The following is a 10,718-nucleotide window of genomic DNA, read 5'->3' on the forward strand; positions in this document are numbered from 1 at the left end:
TATTTGGCACTGTGGCGTTGTTAGCTGCTTTCGCCCACCCCGGTCACATAGCAGACTATGCTCCCGGGGATGGGCTCAATTGCTACCTAGCCACATCACCAACTACTTTGAGCAAGACTTATAATTTTGTTTTTTAAATATTCCAATATTTGAAATACGTAGAGCAAGTCAGTGACTTTAGTTCAAGGAAAACACGCGGAGCTTATGACCATAAGTGAGCATGTTTGACACAGAAATAAAGGCTCTGAAGCAGCTATAAGGATTTTAAAACATGAATGTACTAATTATCGGTGCTGGCGGTAGAGAACATGCTTTGGGCTGGAAAGCAGCGCAAAACCCAAACGTTGAAACTGTTTTCGTTGCACCTGGCAACGCAGGGACAGCGCTTGAACCTAAACTCGAAAATGTCGCTATCGGTGTCGAAGACATTGAAGCACTTGTCGCATTTGCCAAAGAAAACGCCATTGAGCTGACCATTGTCGGCCCTGAAGCGCCGTTAGTTATCGGTGTCGTCGATGCCTTCCGTGCAGCTGGCTTACCTATATTTGGTCCAACAGAAGCTGCAGCTCAGCTCGAAGGCTCTAAAGCGTTCACAAAAGATTTCTTAGCACGTCACGCCATTCCTACAGGGGCTTACGCTAACTTTACAGAAATTGAGCCTGCGTTAGCTTACGTTCGTGAACAAGGCGCACCCATTGTTGTTAAAGCAGATGGTCTTGCGGCTGGTAAAGGCGTAATCGTTGCAATGACATTGCAAGAAGCGGAAGACGCCATTAAAGATATGTTGGCTGGCAATGCATTTGGTGAAGCAGGCAGCCGAGTGGTTATCGAAGAATTCCTAGACGGCGAAGAAGCGAGCTTCATCGTGATGGTCGACGGTAAAAACGTGCTTCCGATGGCCACCAGCCAAGACCACAAGCGTGTAGGTGATAAAGATACAGGTCCTAACACTGGCGGCATGGGGGCATACTCTCCGGCTCCTGTCGTAACTCAAGAAATCCACAACCGTATCATGGAAGAAGTTATTTACCCTACCGTGAATGGCATGGCTTCTGAAGGTCACCCGTACACAGGCTTCCTATACGCAGGTCTGATGATCGACAAAGACGGCACGCCAAAAGTGATCGAGTACAACTGCCGCTTTGGCGACCCTGAAACTCAACCTATCATGATGCGTATGGAATCCGATCTTGTAGAACTGTGTTTAGCTGCAATTGATGAAAAGCTGGATCAAGTAGAATCTAAATGGGATTCACGTGCGTCAATCGGTATTGTATTGGCTGCCGGTGGCTACCCAGCAGCATACAACAAAGGCGATGTGATCTCAGGTCTCCCTCAACAGGAAACGGCAGGCGAGAAAGTATTCCACGCGGGAACAGACAATAAAGACGGCGACATTGTGACCAACGGTGGTCGTGTACTTTGTGCAACCGCTCTAGGTAACAGCGTATCGGAAGCACAACAACGTGCTTACGAGCTTGCAAAACAGATTCACTGGGAAGGTGTATTCCATCGCAGCGACATTGGTTATCGAGCGATTGCTCGTGAGCAAGAAAAGTAATATTTTCTCGAGCACGAAAAAAAATCGTACGTATAAAAATAATTAAGGCACTCATTGAGTGCCTTTTTTGTATTTGTTTAGCAGCAAGTGCCAAGTTTACTTACTACCTAGTTTGCTTACTGCTTAGTTCTGCTCGATAAACGACGGGCGCTTAATACAATCCTGGTTATCCTCTGACAACATCAGCAAATCACTCACAGAAAGCGTTTTAAGCTCTTTTTGACCAATAAAGGCTACGTAGCTATCTACTGTAGATAAACGATTAACCACGAAACTGGGGAGCGTCTGGTTGAAGGCTAACTTTTCGTATTCCCTGTCATCGCAGGTTTCGAACGTTTCGCCGTCCCAATACCCTTGAACAAGTTCTAGATTTTCCTTGTCTTGGGCTTCTGTTGTTTCTACAACAAAATTGGCTTCTTGTTGATAGCGTTTGATTTGTTTTTCAGGAATAGGCAGGACTTTACCATCCAACCTTAACTGTTGATAAACAGCCTCACCAGAAGCGCTAAATCGTAAATGGACACGATAAGGCACGAGCTCTTGCTCATCATTGGTTCGATAACCTTCTCGAATCAACTCACGCAGTACATCCCCTTGCCAAGCATAATCGGTACGGTAGTAACCGTAATCTCCAGACGTCACATAGTCAGCAGCCGAATAGGCACTGCCTAGCCTTTTGGTAAACCAATAAAAGCTTGTGGAATCACCAATAGACTGACCACCAGAATAATAAGCATACTGGTTAGCTTGTGGTGTGTTTGAACTTGAAGAACAGCCAACTAACGTGGCGAGTAACAGAGGTGCGTAAAAGTATCGCTTCATAAAATAACTACGCCGAGTAAAAACTCGGCGTAGTATAGATTAGTTCACTGATTCTTTCAGCGCTTTACCAGCGACAAATGCCGGAACATTCGCTGCTGCAATTTGAATCTCGTCGCCAGTCTTAGGATTGCGACCGGTACGAGCTGCACGATGGTTTACTTTGAATGTACCAAAACCGATAAGTTGAACCTGGTCACCCTCTTTAAGAGCTTCAGTCACTCCACCAAGAGTCGCTTCAAGAGCTGCTTTTGCTTGTGCTTTAGATAGATCAGCTTTTTCTGCGATGAAGTCGATGAGTTGGGTCTTGTTCATTAGGTTTCCCTTCTTGTATGTTTTTCGAAATCTAATTCACTGTAATCCATAAATGCCTGTTGTGGCAAAGGTTTGTCACCTCACTTTCGCTCTTCTGCCGATTTTTTAGCCGGATTATGAGCTTTACCTCACAATTTGTTACGAGTTTTCTCACTCTTGAGCTTGTTTTTCTCCTGTTCAGAACCGATTTATAACTTAGTCGATAGTTAGTTTCCATTGGGATTCTATTGATATCGACGCTAACAATTGATTGTAGGAAACTATGTTACTGCTCGCTTTATATGTCTCCATTGCGATTGGAGTGTCATTTATCTGCTCAGTTTTAGAAGCGGTATTATTGAGTATTACCCCCAGCTATATTGCCCAGCTTCGACAACAAGGCCATCCGTCAGCTCAAAAATTGTATGAATTGAAGGAGGACATAGACAGACCACTCGCCTCCATCTTGACGCTCAATACGATTGCTCACACGATTGGCGCCGCCACAGCAGGTGCACAAGCTGCTGTTGTATTTGGTAGCCAGTGGCTCGGTGTATTTTCCGCGGTACTTACGTTCGGTATTCTTGTCTTCTCTGAAATCGTCCCTAAGACCATAGGTGCAACATACTGGCGACAGCTTGCTCCATCGGCGGCAACGACACTTCGCTGGATGGTATGGGCACTTACACCCTTTGTTTGGTTTTCAGAACAGATCACCAAACGTCTAGCCCATGGGCATCAAGCACCAAAAATGCGTGACGAATTGTCAGCAATGGCAATATTGGCGAAAGAATCAGGAGAATTTGCAGAAGGCGAATCTCGTATTTTGCATAACTTACTGAACATTCAAGATGTACCTGTAACTCAGGTAATGACGCCACGCCCAGTTGTTTTTCGCGTCAATGCTGAGATGACGATCAATGAGTTCCTAGAAGATCATAAAGATACGCCTTTTTCTCGCCCATTGGTTTACAGCCAACAAACCGACAATATCCTTGGCTTTGTTCATCGGTTGGAACTATTTAGAATGCGCCAATCTGGCGAAGGTGAGAAACAGTTGGGGGCAGTGATGCGCCCTATTCACGTAATCTTAAACAATAAAGGGTTACCGAAAGCGTTTGACCAAATGATGGCGCAGCGCGTACAGCTCTCACTGATTGTGGATGAATACGGCACAATTCAAGGTATTGTGACTCTTGAAGACATCTTCGAGTACTTACTCGGCGAAGAAATTGTCGATGAAGCAGACAAAACAAGCGACATGCAGTTCTTAGCCAACCAGCGCTGGGAAAAGTGGAAAGAAACACATGGTGTAATTGAAAGTCGGGATGACGACGATGAGGCTGAACCACCTGTTGTCGAAAACATCGATAAAAATCAATAACTCATCAAGGCTCCTTCATAGGAGCCTTTTATATTTGAGCTATTTATAGATACGCGCTCTCTACTGCCCATTGCCATTTTGGCACTTTAGAAAATCTAAGAAGACTCGACATTTTCGCGGAAGATGGGGCTGTTTTCTGTAGTAGGCGACAAATTCAAATAACTTACTTTCACTGCCTTGAATATTGAGACGCACTAGCCATGTCTGAGCTAACTCTTTTTGCAGAATCAATTCGGGTACATAAATAATCCCCTGCCCATTTATAGCAGCCTGAATCAGTATCTCCGTATTGTCGGAACACATGTACGGAGAAAAACTGACGCTTTCCCCGCCTTTAAATACCCACGTTGATGATGGAGTATGCTGACCATAAGCAAGACACTGATGTTGCTCTAAATCGCCCAGCGTTTTGGGAATACCAAATTTTGACAAATAAGCAGGAGATGCAAACAGTTGATTAGAGTATGAGTACAGAGGTACTCGAACAAACATAGCCGAGTTTAATGCTTCTACACCTCTAGATAGAGATATGTCGGCGTGCTTGACGGGGATATCTTCGTAATCCACACCTTTCAAATCGAACGAAATATCTGGATACAGCGTCGAAAACGAATTCAGCGAGCCCATTAACACCCTAGAATGAACAAGTGCAGGTGCAGCAATAGTTAATAGCCCTGCAGGACGCTCGCCCAACCTCGCCACTTCCGTTATCAGTTCTTCCCAATCCCCACCTATTTGGCAAAACGTTTGGTAAAAATAATCACCCGCCTCAGTCACTTCAAGTTTTCGGGTTGTTCGAATCAATAACTGTACGCCTAAACTATCCTCAAGTTCCGCCACACGTTTGCTTATGACAGATGGAGTCACATTTAGAGCTTTGGCTGCGCCCGCCATCGAACCCAACTCAACCACTTTTCGAAATAGCACCGCATGTTTAAAGTTTGTCACCTTTTCGTTCCATTTCAGAAACACATGCATTCCATTTTTGGTGATTATTTCCAAAATGACAACAACTAGAATAGCGATGTTTTTTCATACATGAGGCACCCTAATGAGCACTCCACACTACGTTATCGAAACTGTCAGTTGGAAAGCAAAAGAAGATGTGACAGATAAAGCGATGATTCAATCAGTTGAATCCATGCTTGAAGATTTGAAAGATTTGCCCGGATTTATCCATGAAACATTGTCGTTGAGCGAAGAAGGGAAATGGCTTCAACTTTATTATTGGAAATCGGCAGAAGATGCACACAACTCAAACCAATTAATGGCAAAAAAGAGCTCGCTGGCGAACTTGATGATGTTGATCGAGCCTGAATCCGTCACTATTCAAGTTTTAACACCGCAGCATGTCTCTTCAGAACTGGCGCTGTTTAGTTAGAAAAAAATAAAAAAGGCTCCAATCGGAGCCTAATTTTTTAGTCGTGAGCGAGTTCTATCCCGATATTGCTGATAGGGTCATCACGCAGTTCTTGGCGTAAATCCTTTATCAGTTCGATATCTCTCTCTTCCGTCTCTTTTAACGGGCGGAAGATTGCCCACTGCACATCCCACTCTGCGCACACGGCTTCATTTTCTTTCTGGTTTTCGTTCGTTATTTCTTCACCAGTTTGAGCTTCTTCCAATTGCGCTACAGTATTAACCGACTGCTCACTGACTTTAAGCATGGATTCAAACAACGTGTCTCTGTCCAGCAAGCCATGCAAAAGTGTTGATAAAGCGATGCAGGCATCAACCGCAGGGTAAACACCATAAAAATCAAACTCATCAGTAGACGGGATAAGTTCTTCTAGCTTTTCGAGTTGACGCTCAAAATTTACTTTTGCGCTTTTAACCGTGAGCATCTCCCAAACACTGTCTAAAATATCTTTGTAGACACGAGATTCTGCAAACTCTGTATTCTGGCAAAAAGCCGCATAATTGGGGTACATACGCTCGCAAAGAGACGCCATAAACGTAATTTGCTGCCAAGGTTCAAACTTTTCTAGGCGAATCTGGAGTGGGTTCTGTAACATGGTGACTCAACGATTGTAGGAAAAGACAGCGGAAGTGTACTTGATTCGCCAGAGGGAAAAAAGCAAGCCTATGAATAATTTTACCAACAAATTGTACATCGCATCGAAAGATCATGCTGAATACACTTCAATGCTCAACAACGCACAGCTAGACGACCTTGTCATTACTCAAGACAAAAGCCTCGCGAACATTGTATTGGCCGATCCTCCTTTGGTTGCTCACGATTTAAACCAGTTTTCCAAAATGGAGTGGTTGCAATCCACCTTCGCCGGTGTGGATGCTTTGGTGGCAAGCGGTCTCAGACAAGATTATGATCTTACCAATGTAAAGGGTATTTTCGGCCAGCAAATTTCTGAGTATGTCGTTGGGCACACGATCAATTATTTCCGCCACCTATTTACTTATCAGCAACAACAATTGAAGTCTCAATGGCAACCTCACCCTTATCAATCTCTTGACGACAAATCGATATTGATACTTGGAACAGGTGATATTGGCTGCCATCTTGCTAAAGTGTGTAACGCATTAGGCATGAAAACTGGGGGTGTCAACCGAACAGGTATCCCAGCAAAGGCTTCTCCTTTTAAATACACCTTCCATGTCGGTGAATTCCGATCTGCCGTAAAAGATGCCGATATCATCGTCAGCACCCTCCCTTCAACAGAAGATACGCGTGGCTACTTGAATGCCGCTAGGCTAGCACATGCCGATAACGCATTACTCTTTAACGTAGGGCGTGGAGATGTACTTGTGGAAGACGATTTAATTCCGGCTATAGAAAACGGCAACATCGCTCATGCGTTCCTCGATGTATTTGAGCAAGAGCCTTTGGCGAAGTCCTCACCATTTTGGCTGCACGATAAAATCACCGTTACGCCTCATATTGCTGCCGTCAGTTTTCCTCATCAAGTTTTCGATCAGTTCAAAGAAAACTACTTAAGATGGTATGACGGGTTTAAACTGCAAAACTTAGTCGACTTCAAAAAAGGTTATTGATCGATGAGTGAGCTCACTGCGCTTCTCAGCGATATTCGACAATGTAAGTTATGTGAGCCCGAATTGCCTCTTGGTGCGAATCCAATTATTCAAGCTTCTGAAAGTGCGCGATTACTCATTATTGGTCAAGCTCCTGGAACAAAAGTGCATCACTCTTCCATCCCCTGGAATGACCCCAGTGGCGATAGATTAAGAAAGTGGCTAAACATAGACAAAGATGTGTTCTACGACGCATCTAAGATTGCCATCATACCAATGGGGTTATGCTACCCAGGAAAAGGAAGGAGTGGCGATCTTCCACCAAGAAAAGAGTGCGCACCACGTTGGCATGCTTCCGTTTTGGATAACCTTCCGAACATTGAAATGACACTTCTAATTGGGCAATACGCTCAACAGTACTACCTTCAAGATAGACCAAAGACGTTAACAGACACCGTTAAAGACTGGCAAACATGGGCACCTGAATATTTACCACTTCCCCATCCCTCACCAAGAAACACCTTGTGGCTCAAAAGAAACCCTTGGTTCGAAGCTGAAGTTGTCCCTTTCATACAGCAGACCGTTTTACAGGCTTTATAGTATTTGGATCATAATGATCTAAACACCCCAAAAGCTACACGCATTGATCCGGAAGAAGAAAATGCAGCCTTAACAGATTGAAATGAAATAACAAAATAAATGTGTGCAGCTATTTTACCAATTGGCCTACTATGATCTAAATACTTTTAGACCTGTACAAAAAAGCGCGCCTGCTAAGCAATGCGCGCTTGATAAATATATTAGCTTGCTACATACAATAAATAGTTACTTATGGTATGGCTTAGACAATTCATGTACAGCTTCAACAAACACACCAGCGTTTTCTGGCGGCACGTCAAGGTGAATACCATGACCAAGGTTAAAGACATGACCAGTGTTACCCTCGCCAAAGCCTTCCAGAATAGTCGCCACTTCTTGGCGAATTCGATCTGGCTGAGCGTACAGCATTGAAGGGTCCATATTGCCCTGAAACGCGACTTTATCACCAACACGCTTTTTCGCGTCTGCGATATTGATGGTCCAATCAAGACCTACAGCATCACACCCCGTCGCTGCGATAGACTCTAACCACATACCGCCGTTCTTAGTAAACAAGGTAACAGGAACACGTCGACCATCGTTTTCACGTATCAATCCATCCACAATCTTGTGCATGTAACGCAGTGAGAACTCGTTGTAATCACGAGGTGTCAGTACACCGCCCCAAGTATCAAATACCATCACAGACTGAGCACCAGCCTTGATTTGGGCATTCAAGTACTCAACAACGCTATCAGCCAGCTTATCTAGCAGTAAATGAAGTGTTTGCGGTTCTGCGTACATCATCTTTTTAATTTTGGTGAAAGCTTTTGAACTTCCCCCTTCCACCATATACGTAGCCAGTGTCCAAGGGCTACCAGAAAAGCCAATCAGAGGCACTTCACCTTGGAGATCTTTGCGAATTTGGCGCACAGCATTCATGACATACTGAAGCTCTCCTTCCGGATCAGGGATACCGATTTTATCAACATCAGCTTTGCATGTGATTGGGCTGCTAAACTTAGGACCTTCACCCGTTTCGAAATAAAGCCCGAGACCCATAGCGTCAGGGATAGTTAGTATGTCAGAAAACAGAATGGCTGCATCAAGTGGGAAACGACGCAAAGGCTGGAGCGTCACTTCAGAAGCCAGCTCGGCATTCTTGCAAAGTGACATGAAATCCCCTGCTTCAGCGCGAGTTGCTTTGTATTCAGGAAGATAACGACCTGCTTGACGCATCATCCAGACAGGCGTGTAATCGACAGGCTCTTTTAAAAGAGCTCTCAGGTAGCGATCGTTTTTTAATTCAGTCATTCCGGCTTCTTAAATATGTTGGAAAGTCGCTATTCTACCACTTATCTCCATTATGGAAATCTGGGCTTTGCAACCTGGATCATGTTATTAGCGATAAAAATCAATGTGAAATTGATTCATTAGAGAGCGCATGTTACAAATTTGATCGCTAGCGAAAACTATAATAACTGGGTATATGAATACTCAGTATCTCATAACGACATCTTACTTACCCCTCCGGTCTGACCGGAGGTTTTTTTTTATTTTAAAGCTCAGAAACTTATTTACTTTCAATTACCTGAGTGATTAACGCTTTGGCAATCGTGCCTTCAGGTGCTACCTCCGGTAACTGATTAAAATCAAACCATTGCGCATCCACCAGCTCCGTTCGATCTATTCTGATTTCTCCACCAGCATAATCAGCAATAAACCCCATCATTAAACTGCTCGGAAATGCCCACGGCTGGCTTCCAAAATATTTTATATTGGATACTTTAATCCCAGTTTCTTCTTCCACTTCACGTGCGACACACTGCTCTAGCGTTTCCCCAACTTCAACAAACCCCGCTATCACCGTATACATACTACCCTTGTGACGATTATGCTGAGCGAGTAACAACTGCTCCCCTTTTCGAACCGCAACGATGATGCAGGGAAATATACGTGGGTAATGTAACGTCCTACAATCAGAACACTGCATGGCCAGTTGATTGCAATTCAAATGGTTCCGTCCCCCACACTGGGGGCAAAATCTCAAACTTTGACTCATGTGACCAAATTGAATCGCTCGGCTTATCAGCAAAAAAAGTTCTTCTGGCAAATGAAGTAATGAACGTAAAGAGACTAAATCAAGGGTGCCCTCCACATCTTGGTGGTTTAACCAAACCAATTTTTTCCCTTGATAGCATCCGATTTGATGAGCATTCTCAGCCTTTAAATTCAATGAACTAGCACTGCCAAAAGGCAGCGTCCCATCTTTAAACCAGACATCGCTACCTTCTACTACACACCAATATACTGACTCTTCATTTTTGAGCATGCCTAACCCTCTTTACTTGAAGTTCAACCATTTTACTGGCAATCTAATTTCTTACCAGAGTTTGTAGCTCAGTAAGATCCGATCTATAAATTCTATATAGAGCAAGAGATTGCATTTTAAATGGACTCCTCTGGTTTCAGAGGCTTAGATTGCTGATTGGCTAGTAATCAGATCATGAGGACATGGTCATGCTGAATAAATTCAAACAAGTACAAGAACAATGGGGTGGCTCCAGCGAAGTCATCGATCACTGGCTGGATACACGTCAATCGCTGGTCGTGGAGTATTGTAAGCTTGCAACTCCACAAACCGCAAAGGGGACGGCTGTTTCTGGTCTGCCTTCTCCTGACGTTTTACAACACTTCTGCCAACATTTGGTCGACTACATCTCTGAAGGTCATTTCAAAATTTACGATATGGTGATGGATCGCTGGAAATCGACTGGCTACTCACCTACTGATGAAATCAACGACACTTACGGTAAGATCGTTCTCACTACCGATCCTTTACTGAATTTCACCGACAAGTACGCAACGGTTAGCGAAGACGATCCGTTAAAGGAACTCGAAAGTGAATTGTCATTGATTGGGGAAATTCTAGAAACACGCTTTGAAGTTGAAGACCAGCTCATTCAGCTGATTGCAGACAGTCTAGCCGTACCTCCAGGTGCATAACTGTTCCTTAGCTTCGATATTTCTTAGCTAAGTTGAGTGGCTCCTTTCACCGAAATATATCAGATACAAAAAAGGCACCTTTCG

At 44.0% G+C, this 10,718-nt stretch carries 12 protein-coding genes; 6 read left to right on the forward strand and 6 right to left on the reverse strand.

Going from position 1 to position 10,718, the window contains the following annotated elements; all coding sequences use genetic code 11:
* The first annotated feature begins 271 nt into the window (after positions 1–271).
* On the forward strand, positions 272–1,561 hold the full coding sequence (purD, locus tag CW749_RS20415) for a phosphoribosylamine--glycine ligase (RefSeq protein ID WP_101114236.1): 1,290 nt from the start codon (positions 272–274) through the stop codon (positions 1,559–1,561).
* Between the two features lie 123 nt (positions 1,562–1,684).
* On the opposite strand, the gene CW749_RS20420 is transcribed toward purD, so the two are convergent.
* Positions 1,685–2,383 carry a DUF1481 domain-containing protein gene (locus CW749_RS20420; RefSeq protein WP_101114238.1) on the reverse strand — a complete coding sequence of 233 codons (699 nt, stop codon included), beginning with the start codon at positions 2,381–2,383 and terminating at the stop codon, positions 1,685–1,687.
* Between the two features lie 39 nt (positions 2,384–2,422).
* A complete protein-coding gene (hupA, locus tag CW749_RS20425; protein WP_101114240.1) occupies positions 2,423–2,695 on the reverse strand; it encodes a nucleoid-associated protein HU-alpha in 273 nt (90 codons plus the stop codon).
* A gap of 262 nt (positions 2,696–2,957) precedes the next feature.
* Here hupA and CW749_RS20430 point away from each other — a divergent pair, with 262 nt between their 5' ends.
* Positions 2,958–4,058, forward strand: a complete 1,101-nt coding sequence (locus CW749_RS20430) for a hemolysin family protein (RefSeq protein WP_101114241.1) — start codon at positions 2,958–2,960, stop codon at positions 4,056–4,058.
* A gap of 60 nt (positions 4,059–4,118) precedes the next feature.
* Here CW749_RS20430 and CW749_RS20435 read toward each other — a convergent pair whose 3' ends face one another.
* The gene (locus CW749_RS20435; RefSeq protein ID WP_101114270.1) at positions 4,119–5,006 is read right to left on the reverse strand and encodes a LysR family transcriptional regulator; all 888 of its coding nucleotides are present in this window, start codon (positions 5,004–5,006) and stop codon (positions 4,119–4,121) included.
* Positions 5,007–5,109: 103 nt separating this feature from the next.
* Between CW749_RS20435 and CW749_RS20440 the strand changes: the two genes are divergently transcribed.
* Complete coding sequence (locus CW749_RS20440) at positions 5,110–5,439, forward strand: hypothetical protein (protein ID WP_101114243.1); 330 nt, start codon at positions 5,110–5,112, stop codon at positions 5,437–5,439.
* 37 nt (positions 5,440–5,476) lie between these two features.
* Here CW749_RS20440 and CW749_RS20445 read toward each other — a convergent pair whose 3' ends face one another.
* On the reverse strand, positions 5,477–6,073 hold the full coding sequence (locus tag CW749_RS20445; RefSeq protein ID WP_101114245.1) for a DUF416 family protein: 597 nt from the start codon (positions 6,071–6,073) through the stop codon (positions 5,477–5,479).
* A 70-nt stretch (positions 6,074–6,143) separates the two neighbouring features.
* Between CW749_RS20445 and CW749_RS20450 the strand changes: the two genes are divergently transcribed.
* Both CW749_RS20450 and CW749_RS20455 read left to right on the forward strand, forming a co-directional pair.
* Positions 6,144–7,070, forward strand: coding sequence for a D-2-hydroxyacid dehydrogenase (locus CW749_RS20450; protein WP_101114246.1), 927 nt, complete (start codon positions 6,144–6,146; stop codon positions 7,068–7,070).
* Positions 7,071–7,073: 3 nt separating this feature from the next.
* The gene (locus CW749_RS20455) at positions 7,074–7,649 is read left to right on the forward strand and encodes a uracil-DNA glycosylase family protein (RefSeq protein WP_101114248.1); all 576 of its coding nucleotides are present in this window, start codon (positions 7,074–7,076) and stop codon (positions 7,647–7,649) included.
* A 225-nt stretch (positions 7,650–7,874) separates the two neighbouring features.
* Here the strand turns inward: CW749_RS20455 and hemE are convergent, their stop codons facing one another.
* Together hemE and nudC are read right to left on the reverse strand one after the other, a co-directional pair.
* Positions 7,875–8,942 (reverse strand): uroporphyrinogen decarboxylase, encoded by a 1,068-nt coding sequence (hemE, locus tag CW749_RS20460; RefSeq protein ID WP_101114250.1) that lies wholly within the window; start codon positions 8,940–8,942, stop codon positions 7,875–7,877.
* A gap of 259 nt (positions 8,943–9,201) precedes the next feature.
* Positions 9,202–9,960, reverse strand: a complete 759-nt coding sequence (nudC, locus tag CW749_RS20465; protein WP_101114252.1) for an NAD(+) diphosphatase — start codon at positions 9,958–9,960, stop codon at positions 9,202–9,204.
* Between the two features lie 182 nt (positions 9,961–10,142).
* Between nudC and rsd the strand changes: the two genes are divergently transcribed.
* Complete coding sequence (gene rsd / locus CW749_RS20470; protein ID WP_101114254.1) at positions 10,143–10,634, forward strand: sigma D regulator; 492 nt, start codon at positions 10,143–10,145, stop codon at positions 10,632–10,634.
* Positions 10,635–10,718 lie beyond the last annotated feature (84 nt).

It is taken from the genome of Vibrio sp. vnigr-6D03 (genome assembly GCF_002835515.1).
Lineage (GTDB): Bacteria > Pseudomonadota > Gammaproteobacteria > Enterobacterales > Vibrionaceae > Vibrio > Vibrio penaeicida.